This is a genomic window from Paenibacillus sp. JSM ZJ436, assembly GCF_044383795.1.
Lineage (GTDB): Bacteria > Bacillota > Bacilli > Paenibacillales > Paenibacillaceae > Paenibacillus_AQ > Paenibacillus_AQ algicola.
In genome coordinates this window covers 257,685-278,201 of record NZ_JBISEO010000006.1, presented here as the reverse complement: position 1 = coordinate 278,201, position 20,517 = coordinate 257,685, and the positions used below count along the sequence as shown (strand labels likewise).

18 protein-coding genes are annotated in these 20,517 nt (G+C 54.7%); 3 read left to right on the top strand and 15 right to left on the bottom strand.

The window, feature by feature from the left end; all coding sequences use genetic code 11:
* Positions 1 to 26: 26 nt before the first annotated feature.
* From ACH6EH_RS10780 to ACH6EH_RS10770, 3 genes are all read right to left on the bottom strand, one after another.
* Positions 27 to 1,895, bottom strand: a complete 1,869-nt coding sequence (locus tag ACH6EH_RS10780; RefSeq protein WP_397332308.1) for a bifunctional homocysteine S-methyltransferase/methylenetetrahydrofolate reductase — start codon at positions 1,893 to 1,895, stop codon at positions 27 to 29.
* A 130-nt stretch (positions 1,896 to 2,025) separates the two neighbouring features.
* The gene (dapF, locus tag ACH6EH_RS10775; RefSeq protein WP_397332307.1) at positions 2,026 to 2,859 is read right to left on the bottom strand and encodes a diaminopimelate epimerase; all 834 of its coding nucleotides are present in this window, start codon (positions 2,857 to 2,859) and stop codon (positions 2,026 to 2,028) included.
* A gap of 71 nt (positions 2,860 to 2,930) precedes the next feature.
* A complete protein-coding gene (locus ACH6EH_RS10770; protein WP_397332306.1) occupies positions 2,931 to 5,735 on the bottom strand; it encodes a calcium-translocating P-type ATPase, SERCA-type in 2,805 nt (934 codons plus the stop codon).
* Between the two features lie 186 nt (positions 5,736 to 5,921).
* On the opposite strand from ACH6EH_RS10770, the gene ACH6EH_RS10765 reads away from it, so the two are divergent.
* On the top strand, positions 5,922 to 7,685 hold the full coding sequence (locus ACH6EH_RS10765) for an Rqc2 family fibronectin-binding protein (RefSeq protein ID WP_397332305.1): 1,764 nt from the start codon (positions 5,922 to 5,924) through the stop codon (positions 7,683 to 7,685).
* A gap of 87 nt (positions 7,686 to 7,772) precedes the next feature.
* Here ACH6EH_RS10765 and ACH6EH_RS10760 read toward each other — a convergent pair whose 3' ends face one another.
* From ACH6EH_RS10760 to ACH6EH_RS10730, 7 genes are all read right to left on the bottom strand, one after another.
* Entirely contained in the window at positions 7,773 to 8,651 is an 879-nt protein-coding gene (locus ACH6EH_RS10760) for a PHP domain-containing protein (protein WP_397332304.1), read from the bottom strand.
* A gap of 126 nt (positions 8,652 to 8,777) precedes the next feature.
* A complete protein-coding gene (locus ACH6EH_RS10755; protein ID WP_397332303.1) occupies positions 8,778 to 9,215 on the bottom strand; it encodes a hypothetical protein in 438 nt (145 codons plus the stop codon).
* A 170-nt stretch (positions 9,216 to 9,385) separates the two neighbouring features.
* Positions 9,386 to 9,649: a YlbG family protein gene (locus tag ACH6EH_RS10750; RefSeq protein WP_138225398.1), complete on the bottom strand. Its 264-nt coding sequence runs from the start codon at positions 9,647 to 9,649 to the stop codon at positions 9,386 to 9,388.
* A 42-nt stretch (positions 9,650 to 9,691) separates the two neighbouring features.
* Positions 9,692 to 10,129, bottom strand: coding sequence for a YlbF/YmcA family competence regulator (locus ACH6EH_RS10745; RefSeq protein WP_138225397.1), 438 nt, complete (start codon positions 10,127 to 10,129; stop codon positions 9,692 to 9,694).
* Positions 10,130 to 10,307: 178 nt separating this feature from the next.
* Entirely contained in the window at positions 10,308 to 12,038 is a 1,731-nt protein-coding gene (locus ACH6EH_RS10740) for a helicase-associated domain-containing protein (protein WP_397332302.1), read from the bottom strand.
* Positions 12,035 to 13,771, bottom strand: a complete 1,737-nt coding sequence (locus tag ACH6EH_RS10735; RefSeq protein ID WP_397332301.1) for a DNA repair helicase XPB — start codon at positions 13,769 to 13,771, stop codon at positions 12,035 to 12,037. Before ACH6EH_RS10735 ends, ACH6EH_RS10740 begins: the two co-directional genes overlap by 4 nt.
* Before the next feature lie 120 nt (positions 13,772 to 13,891).
* Positions 13,892 to 15,088, bottom strand: a complete 1,197-nt coding sequence (locus tag ACH6EH_RS10730; protein ID WP_397332300.1) for a M20 family metallopeptidase — start codon at positions 15,086 to 15,088, stop codon at positions 13,892 to 13,894.
* A gap of 332 nt (positions 15,089 to 15,420) precedes the next feature.
* Here ACH6EH_RS10730 and ACH6EH_RS10725 point away from each other — a divergent pair, with 332 nt between their 5' ends.
* Both ACH6EH_RS10725 and ftsW read left to right on the top strand, forming a co-directional pair.
* On the top strand, positions 15,421 to 15,768 hold the full coding sequence (locus ACH6EH_RS10725; protein WP_397332299.1) for a YugN family protein: 348 nt from the start codon (positions 15,421 to 15,423) through the stop codon (positions 15,766 to 15,768).
* A gap of 12 nt (positions 15,769 to 15,780) precedes the next feature.
* The gene (gene ftsW, locus ACH6EH_RS10720; protein WP_397332298.1) at positions 15,781 to 17,001 is read left to right on the top strand and encodes a putative lipid II flippase FtsW; all 1,221 of its coding nucleotides are present in this window, start codon (positions 15,781 to 15,783) and stop codon (positions 16,999 to 17,001) included.
* 43 nt (positions 17,002 to 17,044) lie between these two features.
* Here the strand turns inward: ftsW and ACH6EH_RS10715 are convergent, their stop codons facing one another.
* The 5 genes from ACH6EH_RS10715 to ACH6EH_RS10695 all read right to left on the bottom strand — a co-directional run bounded on the left by ACH6EH_RS10715 (position 17,045) and on the right by ACH6EH_RS10695 (position 20,471).
* On the bottom strand, positions 17,045 to 17,431 hold the full coding sequence (locus ACH6EH_RS10715; protein ID WP_397332297.1) for an Asp23/Gls24 family envelope stress response protein: 387 nt from the start codon (positions 17,429 to 17,431) through the stop codon (positions 17,045 to 17,047).
* Between the two features lie 171 nt (positions 17,432 to 17,602).
* Positions 17,603 to 17,890, bottom strand: coding sequence for an Fpa/YlaN family protein (locus ACH6EH_RS10710; RefSeq protein WP_138225391.1), 288 nt, complete (start codon positions 17,888 to 17,890; stop codon positions 17,603 to 17,605).
* Positions 17,891 to 18,045: 155 nt separating this feature from the next.
* Positions 18,046 to 18,294: an HPr family phosphocarrier protein gene (locus tag ACH6EH_RS10705; RefSeq protein ID WP_138225390.1), complete on the bottom strand. Its 249-nt coding sequence runs from the start codon at positions 18,292 to 18,294 to the stop codon at positions 18,046 to 18,048.
* 92 nt (positions 18,295 to 18,386) lie between these two features.
* Entirely contained in the window at positions 18,387 to 19,502 is a 1,116-nt protein-coding gene (locus ACH6EH_RS10700) for an aminopeptidase (protein ID WP_397332296.1), read from the bottom strand.
* A gap of 126 nt (positions 19,503 to 19,628) precedes the next feature.
* The gene (locus tag ACH6EH_RS10695) at positions 19,629 to 20,471 is read right to left on the bottom strand and encodes a DUF4795 domain-containing protein (protein ID WP_397332295.1); all 843 of its coding nucleotides are present in this window, start codon (positions 20,469 to 20,471) and stop codon (positions 19,629 to 19,631) included.
* Positions 20,472 to 20,517: the final 46 nt, after the last annotated feature.

The window sequence follows — 20,517 nt, the reverse complement described above, 5'->3', positions numbered from 1 at the left end:
CATTGATCTATTGTAATAGATAATCTTTAATGAGACAAGGGGGATAACGAACGCCCGGATAACTCCCAGACATATTGCGTAAGCTGCACGGTCATATCATAGAACATAAACGGGGTCATCAGATAAATGCCATTGAAATGCTTGACGGCCGTTGTCAGCAGCTCCATCGCAATCTGGACTCCCATCGCCCGGCCTTCCTCGCCCTCCAGGCCGGCCATCCGGCTCCGTACCTGCTCCGACAGCTGGATTCCCGGCACCTCATTGTGCAGGTACTCGGCATTCCGTCCGCTCGCAAGCGGCATCACTCCCACAAAAATCGGAATATCCAGATGCTTCGTCGCTTCCTTCATTCTTACAATTAATTCCGCATCATATACCGGCTGCGTCATAATGTAGTCTGCACCACTCGCAATTTTCTTCTCCAGACGCTGCACGGCCTTATCGAGATGCTTCACATTGGGATTGAAGGCCGCTCCGACAACAAAGCCGGCTTTCTGCTTCAACGGCTTGCCGGAGAAGGCAACCCCTTCATTGAGCTGCTTAATCATCCGGATGATCTCGAAGGAGGTCAGGTCATAGACGGAGCTTGCTCCTGGAAGATCGCCGAATTTGGCAGGATCTCCCGTCACGGCCAGCACATGATCAATGCCCAGTGCATCAAAGCCCATCATATGGGACTGGGTACCGATCAGGTTGCGGTCCCGGCACGCGATATGAATCAGCGGCCGGAGTCCGACCTGCGACTGCACCAGGTGACCCAGCGCCATATTGCTCATCCGGGTCACAGCAAGCGAATTATCAGCCAGTGTCAGGGCATCCGCACCGGCACGCTTCAGCGCTTCCGCCCCCTTCATAAACTTGCCGATGTCCAGATCACGCGGCGGATCCAGCTCCACAATGACCGTATGACGTTCCCGAACCAGGTCAACAAGGGTCGGCTCGCCGCCCGGCTGCTTGGAAGCCGGCTCCTGCTTCTCGTGAATGACGATCCGCTCTTCCGCTTCCTCCAATACAGGCAGAGGCATCGGCTGATATCCTTGCAGCGCCGCTGATATTTGCGCAATATGCTCCGGTGTTGTACCGCAGCAGCCGCCAATCAGCCGGGCTCCCATGTCCGCAAACCGAAGCCCCATCTGCCCGAAGTATTCAGGACTTGCGCCGTACCGGTATTCCCCGTCCACATAATCCGCAATACCCGCGTTCGGATATACAGAGGCAGGCAGGCTTCGAACATGCTGCAGCGTTTCCAGTGCCCGGGCAAGACCGTTCGGTCCCGTCCGGCAGTTAAAGCCGAATACATCCGCACCGGCTTGCTTCACAATTCGAAAAGCGTCGGCCATCGTGTAGCCGTCCAGTGTACGGGCAATGTCCTCGACCGCAAACTGGGCGATGACCGGCAGCTCGCTGTTTTTTCGGACCAGCGACAAAGCGATCAGCATTTCCTCTACATCATAAAAGGTTTCCAGCAGCAGGCCGTCTACTCCTTCCGTAAGCTGAGCATGAATCTGCTGCTCGAAATGCCGCTTCAGCTCCTCGGAGGAGATGTTATTCCGCTTGCCGCCGCGAATCGACCCCACAGCTCCGACAACATATCCCTGCGGTCCAGCCGCTTCCCGGGCAATGCGGACCCCGGCACGGTTAATCTCCTCGACCTTGCCCTCCAGCCCGTATTTGGACAGCTTGTCATAGTTGGCGGAGAACGTGTTGCTCTCCAGCACATCCGATCCGGCCTTCATGTACTGCTTGTGCACATCCCTGATGACCTCCGGGGCTGTTAAATTCAGCTCCTCGTAGGAAATGCCGACCGGAAAGCCCTTTTGGTACAAAAAGGTTCCCATTGCCCCATCTCCGATCAGGACTTGATCGGCCATCGCTTTACGCAAATCCGGTTTCATTCCGTACGCTCCCCCCGCCAAACAATATTTTCAAATAAATGTATCATACTTGATATTCAAAGATAAAGAGACCAACATACGGTAAAGAGACAAAAAGAGGACCGTCGCCGGCCCTCTCCTGAATGTTAAACTAGCGGACATTCCCTTCAAATACAAACGCTGCAGGTCCTGTCATAAATACATGGTTGCTGGCCTCATCCCACTCAATGAACAGGTCGCCGCCCTTCAGGGATACCGTAGCTGCGCGGTCACTGGTCCCATTCAATACGGAGGAAACCAGTGTGGCGCAGGCTCCGGTCCCGCAGGCCAGTGTTGGACCGGCTCCGCGCTCCCAGACACGCATATCGATATAATCGCGGCGCTGAACGGTTGCAAACTCAACATTGATCTTCTTCGGGAACAGCGGGTGCGTCTCCAGCAGCGGCCCCCAGGTGCTCAGATCGAAGCCGACCGCATCATCCACATAAATAACGCAATGCGGATTGCCCATGGATACCGCTGTAAAGCGGAACGCCTGACCGCCGACCTCGACCGGATGATGGAGGACCGGATTGGCGTCTACTGTTGTCGGAACCTGAAGACCCTCCAGCACCGGCGCTCCCATATCGACGCGAACCGTCTTCACCTTGCCGTCTTCCAGCTGCAGCGTAAGCGGCTGCACACCGGCGCCCAGCGTCTCAATCGTAATCTCTTCCTGCGTGATGTAGCCCTTGTCATACACATACTTGGCTACACAACGGATGGCATTGCCACACTGCTCGGCTTCGCTGCCGTCCGAGTTCATAATGCGCATCTTAAAATCTGCCACCTCGGAAGGCAGTATATATACAAGCCCGTCGGCTCCAATTCCAAAAAAACGGCTGCACAGCTCAATCGCACGCTCTGAAGCATCCGCAGGCAGTTCCTGTTCTCCATAAACTACAATAAAATCATTTCCAAGGCCATGCATCTTCGTAAATTCCATGTCTGTTATTTCTCCCTTCTACGGCTGCTTGTTCTCAGCATACCGCAGAAGGGACGGATGTGAAATTTACTTTATGCTGAAAGGTTTGCACTTTTCACCATGCTTCTGCGGCTCCGGTTCTTCCGGCCGCCCCAGACGCTGCCTGCTCCCATCAGGAAGGTCGGAATGCCTGCAGCCACGAGCGTGACCGCCCACTCCCGAAGGCCGAGAGGCACTGTCTTGAAGATCGGCTGCAGCATTTCAATATACATAACACCGAGCAGCAGCAGGACGGAGGAGAGAACGGCAAGAACGAGATATTTGTTCTGCAGCGGGTTTCGGTGAAAGATGGAGCGCGAGCTCCGGCAATCAAATACATGGATGAGCTGCGCCATAACCAGGGTGGCGAAGGCCACCGACTGGGCTTTCGCCAGCTGTCCCGGAGAATCAGGGGCATGGCTTAACGTGAGCCAGAAGGCGCCCAGTGTGCACAAGCCGATCAGAATACCGCGGCTGATAATCTTCCAGCCCAGCCGCCGGGCGAAGATGTTCTCCTTCGCGCCGCGCGGCTTGTGCTCCATCAGATCCTTCTCCGGCTGATCCACCCCGAGCGCCATGGCCGGCAGACCATCGGTCACAAGATTGACCCACAGAATCTGAATCGGCACCAGGGGCAGCGGCAGACCCATCATCATCGCAAAGAACATCGTCAAAATTTCGCCCACGTTGGATGCCAGCAAGTATCTTATAAACTTACGGATGTTCTCATAGATGCTCCGCCCTTCCTCAATAGCGGCCACGATCGTCGAGAAGTTGTCGTCACTGAGCACCAGCGCCGACGCCTCCTTGGTCACATCCGTTCCGGTAATGCCCATAGAAATGCCAATGTCTGCCGCCTTGATCGCCGGAGCGTCGTTGACGCCGTCCCCGGTCATGGCTACCACATGTCCCTTGCGCTGCAGCGACTTAACAATCCGCAGCTTGTGCTCCGGCGAGACCCGCGCATAGACGTAGATGTGGTCCACCTTCGCGTCGAGCTCCTGATCGTCCATCCTTGACAGCTCTTGTCCCGTCATAGACAAGCCGCCGCGCGGGATGATCCCCAGTTGGGCAGCAATCGCTTCTGCTGTTGTCCGATGATCTCCCGTGATCATGACCGTCTTGATCCCGGCCCGGCGGCAGACAGCAATCGCATCCCGAACCTCTCGCCTTGGCGGATCAATCATGCCTGTCAGTCCGGCGAACACAAGCTGGCATTCCGCTTCCTTCTCGGTATCCGGCTTGTCATAAGACCGGAGATCCCGGTAAGCGAGGCCCAGCACGCGCAGCGCATCGCCAGCCATACCCTCGTTGGCTGCCAGCACCTTTTGCTTCAGGGTTCCGGTCAGCGGCACGACATTGCCATCCCACAATATATACGCACAGGCATCCAGCAGGACATCCGGCGCCCCCTTGGTGTAGATGAGCCTTCCGCCCTGATGACTGACCAGAACCGACATCAGCTTCCGCTCCGAGTCGAAAGGAAATTCCCGTTCCCGCTGATACAGCCCGGAAAGAGTCGAGCTGCTCATGCCCATTTTGCTGGCGAGCGCCAGCAGCGCTCCCTCGGTTGGATCCCCCTTCAGCTCCCAGGTGGAATCGCTCTTTGCACCGCTGCCTCCGGCGTCTTTGGCTGCTTTCTTTTTCCCCCTGCTGTCTTCCGGCTTCACTTCCTGAATTTCAGCATTGTTGCACAATACGCTAATTTGAAGCAGCCGCCGCAGCGCCGGCTCCTTACTCAGCTCCACTGGCTTCGCGGCCTTCAGAATCTGTCCCTGCGGCTCATAGCCCTGGCCGGTGACCTCCATCATCCCGCCGCCGGTCCAGACACGGGTCACAGTCATTTTGTTCTGGGTGAGCGTGCCTGTCTTGTCAGAGCAGATGACGGAGGCGCAGCCGAGGGTTTCGACCGAAGGCAGCTTCCGCACGATCGCCTTGCGCTTGATCATCCGCTGGACCCCGAGCGCCAGCGCGATCGTTACAATGGCTGGCAGCCCTTCCGGGATGGCAGCTACCGCCAGGCTGACCCCTGCCAGGAACATGCCGGCAGCCGGCTGTCCGTGCAATATACCGGCCACGACCACCATAACCGTCAATGCCAGTGAAACACCAATCAATATTTTCCCCAGCTGCTCCAGGCGATGCTGCAGCGGAGTTGCCTGGGACTCGGTGCTCTGAATGAGATCGGCAATCTTCCCCATTTCGGTGTTCATGCCCGTGCAGATGACGATTCCTTTGGCGGTTCCGCGCGTGACCATTGTGCCCATGTAGCCAGTGTTTTTGCGGTCACCTAAAGGAACATCCTCCCCTTCAATCGGCTCGGCATGCTTATTCACCGGCAGGGATTCCCCGGTCAGCGCCGACTCCTCGACACTGCAGCTGCTGCTTTCCAGCCACCGGACGTCTGCAGGAATGCGGTCGCCGCTTTCCACCAGGATCATATCCCCGGGCACCAGCAGCTTTGCCGCAATATGCACGACTTTTCCGTCTCGGATCACCTTCGCTCCCGGCGCGGACAGCTGCTTCAAGGCGCGCAGCGAACGCTCCGCCCGGAATTCCTGCACAAACCCAAGGACGGCATTGATCATAATGATTGCGACAATCGTTACCGCATCCAAGTACTCCCCGAGCATTCCCGACACGAGAGTCGCTCCTAGCAGCACCAGCACCATAAAATCCTTGAACTGGTTCAGAAACAGCGTGAACGGAGAGATTTTCACTCCCTCCGACAGCTCGTTAAAGCCGCTTTCCTTCCGCCGCTGCTCTACTTCCTCCTCGGTAAGGCCCTGCTGCGGATGAACCTGCATCATCTGCTGCAGCTCGCTCGTATCCATCTGGTGCCATTGCTTTTGTTCCATGCTTCCTTTCCCTCCCGGTTGTTACACATTTCCGGCGGACGACAGCTTTTCCACCTTTCTTCTGAAATGTATTCGGACAGGTCTGCAATTATCACCCGCCATTAGCTCTTAAGTTTTGGCCGGAAATTTTGTATCATAGAGAAGAACGCCGCCGGTGATGGCGACTTCAGAAGAGGAGAATACACTATGGCATTGGACGGTATCGTAACCCGGGCGATTGTGCAGGAGCTTCAAGGCTGCATTGGCGCCCGGATCAATAAAATATATCAGCCCGGGGAGAGAGACATCGTGCTGCACCTCCGGACACAACGCGGAAACGCCAAGCTTCTGCTGTCGGCGAACCCCACTTACCCGCGGGTGCATCTGACTCAGGAAACCTTTGTGAACCCGGTGGAGGCGCCCATGTTCTGCATGCTGATGCGCAAGCACTGTGAGAGCGGCACGATCGAGGAGATCAGTCAGATTGGCATGGAGCGCATCATCCACATCAAGATCAGGCAGCGCGATGAGCTGGGGGATGTGTCCAGCAAGGTCATTATCGTGGAACTGATGGGAAGGCACAGCAATATTATTTTGGCAGATCCGGCCTCGGGAAATATTCTGGACGGCATCCATCATGTAACCCCCGCGATCAGCAGCTACCGGATCATCATGCCCGGCTTCAGCTACACCGAGCCGCCGCAGCAGCATAAGCACCATCCCCTGGAGATCGGAGCAGACGCCTTTGCCTCTGCTTTCCGCGAGGCTGAGGAGGAGAATGTCACCTCCTGGATCGTTCAAGCCTTCAGCGGTTTCAGCCCGCTGGCCGCGCAGGAGGTTGTGCATCGTGCCGGCTTGCCGGCAGATGCCAAGCTGAATCGCGAGGATGGACAGGCTGAAGCGCTGTGGAACGCTTTTTCCGGGCTTGCAGCGTCCATTTCTCAGCACGACTACACCCCGGTTACCGGAGACAACGACAAGGGCAAGACGGTGTTCTCGGTCATTCCTCTTACCTTCCTGCCGGGAGAACTTCAGGAGTATGACAGCATCAGCAGCTGTCTGGAGGATTATTACGGGGAGAAAGCCCAGCGGGACGCGGTAAAGCAGAAGGTCAGCGACCTGCTGCGGTTTTTGCAGAATGAGCGGACGAAGAATATCAAGAAGCTGGATTATTTGAAAAAGGATCTGGAGGAAGCGCAGGATGCCGATCATTACCGGATTTCCGGAGAGCTTCTGTTTGCGAATCTGCATCAGCTGAGTAAGGGAGACAAGAAGGCTGAGCTGGTCAACTTCTACGATGAGGAGCAGAAGACAATCACGATTCCTCTGGACCCACTGCTCTCTCCCTCAGACAATGCCCAGCGCTACTTCAAGAAATATAACAAGTACAAAAACAGCCTGGCGGTCATCGAGGAGCAAAGTGATAAAACCCATCAGGAAATCGCTTATCTTGACAGCCTGCTGCAGCAGCTGGCTCACGCCTCTCTCAACGACATTGACGAAATCCGGGAGGAGCTCATTCAGCAAGGTTATCTGAGAGACCGCGGACGCAAGGTCAAGAAGAAGAAAAAGAATGATAAGCCGACCCTGCACGTCTACACCTCCTCCGAGGGCATCGAGCTGTATGTCGGCAAAAACAATCTGCAGAACGAATATGTAACGAACCGGCTGGCGTCTTCCAACGACACCTGGCTGCACACAAAGGATATTCCGGGCTCGCATGTGGTCATCCGAAGCGACTCCTTCAGTGAGGACACACTGCAGGAAGCGGCTCAGCTGGCGGCTTACCACAGCCAGGCCAAAGAATCCAGCAGTGTTCCGGTCGATTATACTCTGATTCGGCACGTCCGCAAGCCCAATGGCTCCAAGCCGGGCTTCGTCATTTATGACCACCAGAAGACGCTGTTCGTAACGCCGGATGAGAAGCTGATCCGCAGCCTTCCGGTCACGATCAAGAATCAGCGAAGCTGAGCTGCCTTCCCGCCAGTCTTGATACCAACCCTCAAAAAAAAGCTGTGCCTGCACCGGGTATCCCCCGAAATCAGGCACAGCTTTTTTTTACTGGAATGAGGCTCCGCCTCGCCGGCACACAGCTTGAAGCTGATTAAGCACCAATACAGGAACCGTCTTTGAGCCGAGGTCTCCGTGAAAGACAACCCCCTGGCGCTCCCCATGATAATCCGAGCCTCCCGTCAGAATGAGTCCTCTCTCCTCCCCCATCCGGCGGTACCGTTCTTCTTCCTGAGCACCATGGTCCGCATGATACACCTCGATCCCGTCAAACCCTCCTTCGGCAAGCAGAGCTTGAACGAGGGCGTCCTCCCCGTACAAGCCAGGATGCGCCAGCACGGCTGCTCCGCCTGCTTCCGTAATCCATGCACAGGCCTCTGCCGGTGTAATTCTAGGCTGGGGTGCATAGCCCGGCTTGCCCTGAGCCAGATAACGGTCAAAGGCGTCCCGCAGATCCTGTGCGTATCCTTTGGCCACTAAAAGATCAGCGATATGCGGCCTGCCAATGCTCTCATCAGGCTTCAGTTCACGGCCCAAGCCGGAAATGACCTCCTCCATCGTGATGCTCATGCCGAGGCTGTTCAGCCGGCGGATGATCATGTGGTTCCGCGCTTCGCGGGTATCCCTCAGCCGGCGAAGCCGCTCTCCCAGGAGCTCGTCGCGATGATTTATATAATAACCGAGCACGTGAATATCCTTGCCGCCCGCCTGGGTACTGATTTCTACGCCGGGAACGACAAGGATTCCGGTGGGCGCGGCCTCCAGCGCCTCCTGCACGCCTGCTACCGTATCGTGATCGGTAATGGCCACGGCGGCAAGACCCTTTTTCCTCGCGAGAGAAACTTGTTCTGACGGGCTGTTCATCCCATCCGAAGCGGTCGTGTGACTATGTAGATCACATGCTCCTTGGCGATCATGATGCTGCATCTCTCTTCACTCCCTTATGGTTCATTTATAGCATCAAATCGTGCGTCTTATCCAGCTTCATTGTACCGGACAAGCATCCCCAAGCACAAAAAAAGAGCATTCGCGCGGCTTCAGGCACGTCTGCTCTTATTTGCGTTTGCGGCTGTTCTTGACCAGGGTCATCCGGCGGGAGTGACGCAGCCAGGAATAATACGACTTCAGATCCCGAAGTTCAATCGTTTCGGACATCCGGCCGAGAAAGGTGACGATAATCATCCGGTGCAACGGGTTGCCAATCAAATCCCGTTCATGCTCCAGCTCCGAGAATTCAGCCACCATGACAAGATCCTCATCGATCAAATAGACATCCTGCTCGTTCTTGTAATACGGCGTAATCCGGTTCTGCTTCAGGCATTCCCACATCCAGGCCCCGATCTCCTCCTGCTGTGCTCCTTCGGCCTTCAGCCGTTCCTCGTACCGCTGCCGTGCATGATGCGTGATGACAATATCCGCTATTTTCTTATCATTCAATGTGATATAGAAGGGCTCGTACGTACTCCAGCGCTCCGTGCCTTTATCTCTCATCCATGATCATCTCCCACCATATGGGTCTTTCTATCTATGTATATATACCCAACATATTACAACATTCCTCATATCCGCACAAGAAGATAAACTTTTTTAGATATGAATATATGTTTCAGGATTCAAAAAAAGCGGCCGTATCGGCCGCTTCACCCTGCTCACCTGCTTGCTTACACCCCGTAAAACTGTGTTTTATCCGGTGTCTTGCTGCTATATTCCTTCTTGATCTCATTCCGGTACGAGCGCTCAATCTTGCGCACATAGGACAGCCGCCGAACGTTACGTGCCGTCTCCTCCGCACGGTCTGCATTGACGTACATGACGACATACTGCATGCGGCGGGAAATATAATGAACGCTCCCATACTTCTCCAGATTTCTAGCTGCTTTAATATCACTCACCCATATAATAAAGCCTGTTCGTTCCGCCAGCATGAATACCCATCGCCTCGCTCTCTTCAACTATTGTGCCGCTATTTATCCGCACTGACAGCCGCCACCGCTGCCACAGCCCTTCTTCGGCAGCGGATCGTTGCTCGGAACCTTGATGCTGTCTGATACGGAAAAGGCAATGGTCTCCGACATGCTGTGCAGCAGCTCATCCAGATTCTTCTCTGCCAGCTTAAATCGAGCAACCTCCTCAATTCCCTCCAGCTTCGCCTCCACCGCGCTGACCTGCTCCTTCGCTTCATGATAATTCGGATGGAAGTGCCCGAAGCGCTCCGTTTCCTCAAAAAGCTCCTTCTTCGCCTGAAGCTCCCTCACCAGTGCCTTCACATCCGGATGATTCTCCACAGCCTGCTTCCAATATAGATAGTCCGCCACTTCCACGGACGCATTAATCATATCACCCAATTGATAGGCGTAGGTGAGCACCTCGGCCATATCGACCGTGTTTAATTCCGATACGCTCATGAACTCATCCCACTTCTGTTATAGATTTACCGGCTTCAAGTAAAGCCGGCTCCTATTATCATAGCATATCAGGCGCTTCTTAAGAAGGGGAAATGCAGCGCAGCCCAAAGATTCAAGCACCGCTGAAAAGCCGCTTGGCAGCCTGCTTCATCCTCAAGAGATGTATCGTTCTGCTGCATTACTCGCATGAGAGGGGCAGCAAAATACGCAATCTAGGCCAGTCCTCCGCCCCAAGCACGACGCGCCGGGGCGCAGCCGATTCCTGTTCGTATAGCAGGCCCGCCATTTTCCACGGCGCAGGCTCGTGCTGCAGCGGTATGAACCGGACCACGCTTTCTGCTGCTCCTAGCTCCAGCGCCATACGCCAGCCCAGCGCGGTCTCCATAAGCTTCTCCGCCGTGGATCTATGGTATGACCGCAGCTCGCGGGTCCAGGAACGGGGGATGTCTTTGAGACCCGGAAAGAGGGCATCGACATCAGGAACATTGAAATCCGGCTCCAATCTCTCCACAAGGTGGTCGTGGTGAATGAGGCCCTTCTGCAGAGCAAAACCGCGGGTATGTAAATTCTTCGTGATCCCAGCTTGTTCCGGCGCTGCACTCTGCCCTGCAGCTTCTGAACAGTGCAGCTTCTCTCGGTCTGCACTGGATTCAGGGGATGCCGCGACGTCTGATTGTCCCCATAGCTGCACAGCATCCGCCACTGACTCTGGAATGCCCGATAAGGAATAGCGCGTAAGGCCGTTCAGCATCTCCCCGGCAGAATAGCCTTGACGCGCTGCAGTCTGCAGAGATTCCCGGGTCAGCCGGTATGTGGTGATCCGGTCCTCCGACAGCCGTTCGGCGCAGCGCGCGACATCCCAATGCACAGACAACGGCGCATCGGGCAGCACAAGAATGTCCCCATCCGGCTGAACATACAGACATGGCTGGATGGAAAGCGAGCTTTCGTCGATCGGGCCTCGGGGCGGCGACAGTAGAGCGTGACCAGGCAGCCGCAAGGAAAGCCATGGCCTTCCCTGCTCGCATTGCCCTATATCCGCCCAGCCGGCTGCGGCCATAAAATCCATCCACGCCTGAGCTCCGGCTGTAACCGACTCCACGGCTGCAGGCTTAGCCTGGAAGCCCGCAATGGACGCCACCAGCACATCTCCCTTTATCCAGGCATGAGGTGAGAGCTTGCTACAACAAAGTAGCCTTCTGAAATGCTGAAGAGGCACGGATGGTGCACCGTACCGATTCAGCACCTGCTGAAAAATCAGGGCATGCATACTTTCCTCCGGCAAGGCGAGCCAGGCGCGTACAGCTTTAGAATCCAGTCTGAGGCTTCCCGCCTGTTCCCGCACAAGGCCGAGTGTGAGCAGCAAATCGAGCAGCACCGCGGCCACAGGCGGATACAGGTCTGGATGCTGATCAGACACGCCAAGGGCATAAACATGCTCCGGCTGCAAGCCCGTCTTCAGTCTGTTCAGCTTTTGCAGCTGCCTTTTGTGAATCGTGCCCCTGGCGGTCAGCTCCAGACCTCCCTCCTGGTGCAGAAAGAGCAGCGCCTGCAGCACGTCCCGGGGGAGTCCCGGAGCAGCCTCCTGCTTCAAGGCAGGCTCTGCAGCCGCATAAATTTCAGGGGGCAGCTCATAGAACTGCTCCTGAAGCGCTGCAAGATGATTTTCGGGGATGTAGAACCAGCGCTCTCCCCATGCTTTCGGAGCCGAGTGAAGCTCGCCGCTACGCACGAGCCCGGTTACAGCAGCCAGCACCTCCGCTCCGCTAAGCGGCGGCACGGACAAGGCCGACAGCTCGGCATCATCAAACGGCTGTCCGGCAAAGCACTGCCACACCCGGGTAAGCACCTGAGTCTCAGCTTCTTGCAGCACGGGTCTTGATGTATGGGGAAGTTCATCTCGGTTCATATGAGCTCCCCCTCCTCTCGAGCGTTCCATTGCACATCCGCACTGCAGAGAGCATCCCCGTTCTGCGTTACGTATTCATATCCTTGTTCGATCAGAAACATTCGCCGGCGAATTGCAAACTCTTCTTCCCGGCTGTCCTTCGTCACCAGATGGTAGAAGGAGGCGCGGGCGCCGTTTTTTTTGGGACGTAAAATTCTCCCCAGTCGCTGCGCCTCCTCCTGCCGTGAGCCGTAGCTGCCAGACACCTCCAAAGCGACCGAGGCATCCGGCAGGTCCACCGCAAAATTCGCCACCTTGGATACGGCCAGTACCGGTATAGAGCCCTCTCGAAAGGCGTCATACAGCCGTTCTCGTTCCGCCCGATTCGTGCTCCCGGTGATCAAGGGAACATTCAGCGCCTCTGCCATGCTCTGAAGCTGCTTCACATATTGACCGATAATTAACATCTGCTCCCCGGCATGACGGGATAGCAGTCCCTTCGCTGCAGCTGTCTTGGCCGGATTTTCGGAGGCCAGCCTGTACTGCTCTCTTTTTCCAGCCCTATAGTAGGCAGGCTTGAGAGAATCCGGCAGCGACACCTTCAGCTCTACGCAATCCGCCGAAGCAATCCAGCCCTTCTCCTCCAGCCTTTTCCAGGGCATTACGTATCGCTTGGGGCCGATGAGCGAAAAGACATCCTGCTCTCTTCCATCCTCACGAATCAGCGTAGCAGTCAATCCAAGGCGGCGTGTAGCCTGAATGTCGGCAGCAGCGCGGAATACCGGAGCCGGAAGCAAATGCACCTCGTCATAAATAATCAATCCCCAGCTGCGCTCGCTGAACAGATTGACAGGCTGAGGCGCCTCTGCTCCCTTGCGGTGCGTCAGCATCTGATAGGTCGCCACCGTTACCGGCCCTACCTTTTTCCGCTGTCCGGTGTACTCGCCAATCTCCTCCTGCTGAAGCGTTGTCCGGGTTACCAGCTCGTTGATCCATTGGGCTACCGATGTAGAGCTGGAGGTCAGAATTAGCGTCTCGCACTGCAGCTCCAGCATGGCACCAAGACCGATCACGGTCTTTCCGGCGCCGCAGGGCAGCACCAACACCCCGCTGCCCCCTGTACCGCCGCCGTTCATAAAGGCACTGACTGCAGCACGCTGATATTCCCGCAGCTGAAAGCCTTCTCCCGTGCAGGAGGGGGACCATTCCAGTCCGAGATGCTGTCCGTCCTCATACCCGGCAAGGTCCAGTACAGGATAGCCGGCGCGAGTCAGCTCCTGCTTCAGCATCCCGCGACGGTGCGATGGAATTTCTACACCCAGTCCGGCTGCGAACACAGCCCCTGCTTCTTTCAGGCATGGCAAGGCACGGATCGCCTCTTCCGTCTGGATATCCTCCAGCGACAGAAGCAGCCAGCTTGCCTTCTGTGGATGACAGTTCAGCCTCAGCTTGCCGAATCTCGACATCAGCTCCTGGATTTCCCCCTGGACGGCGGACGGCACTTCCCAGCGGGAAAGCGGGACCAGGCTCGAAATGACCGCAGCGGGAGACCATCCGGCGGCGGCAGCATTCCACAGCGATAGCGGCGTGATCTGGTAGGTATGAAAAGAAGCCGGGCTCTTCACCAGCTCGCAATAGTGCGACAGCGTGGACTGCGCTTTCTCAAAATCCGGGTGGCCCACCTCCAGCAAAATAGTGCGGTTGCGCTGCACGATACAAGGTCCGGTCTGTGATGCCGTTTTGTTCGTATTCATAGAATCGCTATGCATGGACGAAGTCTCCTTTCACAAAAAAAGAAGCTCAAGCTCAAATACTCACGAGCTTGAACTTCCCCTAAGCTTAGAATGGCCTGATCTCCACGCTTTCATGCATACTTAATTGGCGCTGCCTTCGGTTCCTTCATGTTCATCCTGATAGGCTTCTGTCATCTGGATGAGCAGCTTCAGGCCCAGAAGCATGGCGTCCTCATCAAAATCAAACCTTGGATGATGATGCGGATAGACCGCTCCTTTCGCTTCATTGCCTGCACCGACAAACATAAAGCAGCCTGGAATCTGCTGCAAATAATAAGCGAAATCCTCCGCCGGCATTATCGGCGGTGTCAGCAGCACCTGCTCTCCCCCAAACACCTGAGGAGCAGTCTTGAAGAAGCGCTGGGTTTCCAGCTCATCATTAATAACTGCCGGGTACCCGATGAGGTAGTCAATAACTGCGGTTGTATCGCTGCTGTCAGCAACAGCATGGGCAATTCTCTCAATACGGCTTCGAATAAGCAGGCGTGTCTCCTCATCAAAGGTCCGCACTGTCCCTGTAATCCGGCAGCGGTCAGCGACAACATTTTGCGCCGAGCCGCCCTGAATGGTGCCTATCGTCACGACCGCAGGCTGCAAGGGGTCCACGGACCGGCTCACAATGCTCTGCAGCTGGGTGACGAGCATTGCCCCGGCCAGCACGGCATCTGCAGTCACATGCGGCATCCCTCCGTGGCCGCCCCGGCCCACCATATCAATGAAGAATTCATCCGCAGCGGCCATAAGCGGACCTGCGGCGCTTGAGGCCATGCCGACCGGCAGCGGAGTCCACAAGTGCAGGCCATAAATCACATCGGCTCCCTTTAGTGCACCGGCCTCGATCATGCCCAGCGCACCGCCGGGGCATACTTCTTCTGCCGGCTGGAACAGAAAGCGTATTTCTCCGCGAACCTGGTCCTCCATCGATTTAAAATAAGCTGCAGCCGCCAGCAGCATGGACGTATGTCCATCATGGCCGCAGGCATGCATAACCCCCTCCACAGCGGATTTATATTGACATTCCTTTTCATCCTGGATGGGAAGAGCGTCCATGTCCGCGCGCAGCACGACGGTGCGGCCGGGCCTGCCCCCCTTCAGCACAGCCATCACACCGTGTCCGCCCATCCCGGTGCGGGGCTCATAGCCCAGCGCTTCCAAGACAGAAGCTACGAATTGTGCCGTTTTCTCCTCCTGATAGGATACCTCGGGAAACCTATGTAAATATCGGCGCCATTCCACCATCCGCGGAAACAGCGCTTCAGCCTGTTCAGTTCTGATCATTGACAACCACCCTTTCCCCAAGTGTGCTTTTTCGTCCGGCGATTCAGGCCTTCAACGCCTTGCTGTGCATAGAGGAATTGCCTAACGCTGCCGCCCTTAAGTTCTTGAACCCTGGGGCCGCATCTTTCTTTGTTAACCATTGTAGCAGAAACCGGGAAGGCCATGCACTTTAAATTGAAGTCGATTCACGGCTCCCCTGGTTACATTCAGACCTTTCTTTAGGCAGAAAGAAAGACATTTTCGCGCGGCTGGCAGGCTTGCACAAGTGCCGGAAACATACTATCATATTTAAAGACCTTTGTAGGGACTAATTAAGGGGGTTTACAGACGCCATGATTTTCAAAGATACGGGCCTCGACGGCTTGAAGAGTGATTTGGCCTACATGGATGAGAGCGCAGAGAAAGTCGGCTTTGTCCGCTGGCAGTGGGAATACTACCGTGCTACATATGATTTCAAAATTGAGGACAGAAAGAACGAAACGGACTACTATCTCCGCATTAATACGCGCGCGATCGAAGGCAAGCTGGAGAAGCCGGATACCGTGCTTCAAATTGAAGCCGTTTACCTGGGCAAGGCTACCTTCCCGCACGGTCTGGAATATGATTCTGCACCTCCTTCAGCCGTGCTGAACATCGCGAACGGAAAGCTGCAGCAGCTCAAGACGCTTCTGGAAGCGTAACGCGATTATTGTATGACTACGCCCAAACCGCAGCCAAAGAGAGGGACGCCGGATTTTCAGCTGTTGATCCTTACCTTGCTGCTGGTGGGATTCGGTTTAATTATGGTGTTCAGCTCCAGCGCAAGCCTTGCTGTCGTTAGCGAAAGATTCAGCTATGACGCCCTGTATTTTACAAAGCGCCAGCTTGTATTTGCAGCTTTGGGCACCTTCGTCATGCTGATTGCCATGAACATTTCTTACAAGAAATATCGGATATTATTTTTTCCTATGTTCTTTCTGACGCTGATTCTGCTTATACTGGTCATCGTGATCGGCCGCACGACAAACGGTGCATCCAGCTGGTTTAATCTCGGAAATTTAGGGATCCAGCCTACGGAGCTCGCCAAGATTGCGACAATCGGATATTTAGCTGCTCTCATTACCAAGAAGGGGGAGCGCATCCGGCAGTGGAAGGGCGGTTTTTTTCCCGTACTGATTATTGTCGGGGTTGTGGCCGGCTTGATTATGCTGCAGCCGGATCTGGGCTCCACTTTTATTCTGGTCGCCACCTGCGGACTTATCATTTATGCCGGGGGCGCGAGCCTGAAGCATATTACAGCCTGTATTTCGCTGGTTGCTCTGGGACTTGCGCTGACAATCGGGGTTGGCTCTTTAATCAATGCCATCTCGGGCGGACAGTCCCAAGCGGACGGCAACTACAAAGTGGGCCGGATCGAAGCATTTCTGAATCCGTTTCAGGACCAATCCGGGATCGGCTACAATCTGGTGCAATCCCTGATTGCGATTGGCCAGGGCGGCGTGACGGGAGCCGGCTACGGCGAAGGCGTCCAGAAGCTGCACTACCTGCCTAACCCGTATAACGATTTTATTTTTTCAGTCATCGGGGAAGAGTTCGGTTTTATCGGGACAGCCTTGTTCCTCTTCTTGTATCTGTATTTCATCTGGAGAGGCATTATCGTCTCCCTCCGCTGTCCAGACCCGTTCGGGACATTGACGGGGATCGGTATTATGGGACTGATTGCGATTCAGGCCTTTGTTAATATTGGCGGAGTCACCAACACCATTCCTATTACGGGAGTCACGCTTCCGTTCATCAGCTATGGCGGCTCCTCCCTGCTCGTAATGATGCTTTCTATCGGCATTGTACTCAGCATTTCCAGGGAAAGCACGCGTCCCGCGAAGGAAGAACATGTCAAATCTGTACTCAAAAAAGACTACCGGTCTTCCCGGTAGTCTTTTCTTCGTTGCTTCGTTGCGGTATTTCTGCAGTTGTGATTTACTTGGTACGCCCTGGATAATCCTCGATCTCATCGTCCTTGAAGGCAACGCCTTCCACCTTGACGTTCACTTCCACCACACGCAGACCCGTCATACTCTCAACTGCTTCCCGAACATTTTGCTGAAGCATCCGGCACACTTCATGGATCGGTGTCTCGTAGAGGACAATAATGCGCAGATCAATGGCCGCCTCAAGCTGGCCAACTTCTACCGTTACACCCTTCTGCACGTTCTTGCCGCTCAGCCGTTTGGCCCAGCCCTCGGACAGGCCGCCCGACATGGCAGCAATCCCCGGTGTTTCCAAAGCCGCCATCCCGGCGATTTTAGAGACAACGTCATCTGATATCCGAATCAATCCATTATCCAGTTGAAGCTGTTCAGCCATGCCAAAATCCCCCTTCACCTCATTATTCGTTATTGTAAATCCTAACAGGCCTAAAAAGCAAATCCAACCTGGAAAATATATGATCACCGCCCTGCCATCAAGCGCAAAAAAACGCATGCCGGTCTCCTTCCCGAGCATGCGCTTCTATGTATCGCCTGTCACGAGGACAGGCTATTCAGCTTGATTCAAGGCTTCATAGAGAAGAGCCAGATTGCGCTCGAGCTTGCTGATCAGCTGCTTGCCTGTTACTTCCGGCAATAGGCCTGCTCTGACCGCAAAATCAACCTCTTTCGAGAATCCGTACATCTGGGTATCCAGCACTTCCTCATAGAGAGGGCAATAACGGGTTGCCAGATTCTCCATCTGCACTTCAATGAGCTTTTGAATTTTATCCGCATCTTCATGAAGAAGACTGATCGCTTTAAGATTCAGCTGTTCCTGCAAATCCGATGAAGTCATGATTTGTCCCCCCTATGTCAAAATCACAGCTCGGTACTATCCCTAATATTAGACGAAAAGTCTTGACAATACAAGGACCAGTTCCTTCAGAACAGGCACACTTCACAAAAAAACATCCCTCCTGGAATCCAGGAAGGATGTCTCTTCGCCGGAGCTTAGTCAGCCACTACGGTAACATTCAGCCCATGCTTGGTAAACACATCAATCATTGCTTGCTTCGCTTCTTCGGCATCCGAGCCATGAACATGAAGCTCGTAGCTCTTGTGACTGACCAATGTCGTAAATAACCCCAAAATGCTCTTGACGTCAATGTACTTATTCTCGGTCTGCAGAACAATGGATGAAGAAAATTGACCTGCTGTTTGAGCAATTTCGACAACGCTTGCATTGTTGTTATTGGACATAGGAATCCCTCCATATCTATAGGGTGGAATCAATGGATTTATTGCTTCTTCATGATACATTGAATCCGTTTTCTTTTGCAACCCATTTTATGCTATTTTAGATTTTCGGGATTCAAGCTCTCCAGCTCCGGAATTACAAACAAGCCGTCCTTCCGGATCAAGACATCGTCAAAGTAAATTTCTCCGCCGCCGTACTCCGGACGCTGGATCAGCACCAGATCCCAGTGGATGGACGAGCGGTTGCCGTTATCGGTCACCTCGTAGGCTTGACCTGGCGTGAAGTGCAGGCTGCCGGCAATTTTTTCATCAAACAAAATATCCTTCATCGGATGCAAAATATATGGGTTAAAGCCGATCGCGAACTCCCCGATATAGCGTGCGCCTTCATCGCTGTCCAGAATCTCGTTCAAGCGCGCCGTATCGTTGCCGGTAGCCTCTACAATCTTCCCTTGCTCAAAACGGAAGGTGATATTCTCAAAGGTGACTCCGTTATACAGCGTTGGCGTATTGTATGCAATCGTTCCATTCACGGAATCACGAACCGGAGATGTGTACACCTCGCCGTCCGGAATGTTCTTCTGGCCGGAGCATTTCTCTGCACCGATATTTTTGATCGAGAAGGAAATATCTGTTCCCGGTCCGGTAATACGCACCTTGTCCGTCCGGCGCATAAGCTCAGCGAGCGGGTCCTGGGCACGGTCCATTTTGGAATAGTCCAGGTTGCACACATCAAAGTAAAAGTCCTCAAACGCTTCCGTACTTGTATTGGCAAGCTGAGCCATGCTCGCGTTCGGATAGCGCAGCACCACCCACTTCGTCCGCTTGACACGCTCTTCGCTATGTACGGGGTGGGAGTAAATGGAGTTATAGAGCTTCATATTCTGCTCCGGCACATCCGCAAGGTCGTTGACATTCTCGCCGGCACGGATCCCGATATAGCAGTCCATCTGCTTCATCCGGGCAAGGTCAAGCTCGGACCAGATCGACAGCTGCTCCTTGGTGGCATGCTTCAGCATAGCCCGCTGTACCGTTTTGTCTGTCAGCTGTACGAAAGGACGTCCTCCTTTGCGGCCTACCTCTTCGACAATCGCATTGAGCAGATCCCGCTCCGAGCCAATCATCTCGATCAGTACATTTTCCCCGGGCTGCATATCGACCGAATAGCCCACCAGATTTTCTGCTAGTTTCTGAATTCTTGGATCACGCATGCTTGATTCCTCCTAAGGTGTAAGTAGCTACGCATCGTCTTGTTCAAATTATATTGAACAATGTTCAATCATTTTGTTATTGTATCACGTTCCTTCTGCTCCGTCAGCCGCTTGCCTGAAATATATTTAGCGGACTGCTGTAAAAGAGAAGCTCACCTCAGACCTCAGCATTTCATCATGTTTCCGTCCTGCCTGATCCTGATAGGTCACTCGCCGCTCCGACAGGAGCTTGACGGGCAGTCCCGTCGAATTTCGCACCGTCACATAGTAAACCGAATTTACTGTGCTTTGGTCCAGCAGCGCCTCCAGCATCCGGCGCTCCTTCTCCCAGATGCCCAGCAGCTTCTTCCGGCCAGCCTCGTCCCCGGTATACAGCTCACCGGCAGGCTCTTGCAGCTCATACTTCAACTGCTCCATCTGCTGCTGCAAGAGCTCTCGGCAGCGGGTATATGCTGCTTGGGGGTCCAATTCTACCCGCAGCACCCGCGTCCCTCGCGCCGCTCCCAACTCCTCAGACACATGCTTGTCGGCGCTGCCGATCAAGCTCAGCTCCTGCAGCGGGTTGTAGCCACTCAGCCATGTGCTGTCAGCATATCCTTCCTGCAGCGCCTTCCACGTGCCGCTTTTGTACTCCATCTTGGCCTGAAACCCGTCTGCGGGATCGCCTGACTGCGCAAAACGCGGAGGCCGTTTCTTGTCGCGTCCCTTATTTACCGTCATACTGAGCAGCGTATGGCTCCTCAGCTCTCCCGTATAATGAAGCTCAGCGCTGTACATACCGGTATCCAGGTTCTGAACGGCGCTCCGACCTTTAAAGTGAAGCTGCTCTAGGCCCGCCAAGCCCGCCAGCGTCGTTTGCAGCAGCCCCTCCGGGTCAGAGCCTTGAGGGGTACAGCCCTGCATACTCAGGCTGCTGCCTAGAAACAGAAGCAGGCTAATCAAGAGGCCGACACGGTGAATCTTCATCATGAATCAGTCCTTTTTCAAGATGATGTATGATTCATAGGCTGTGTTG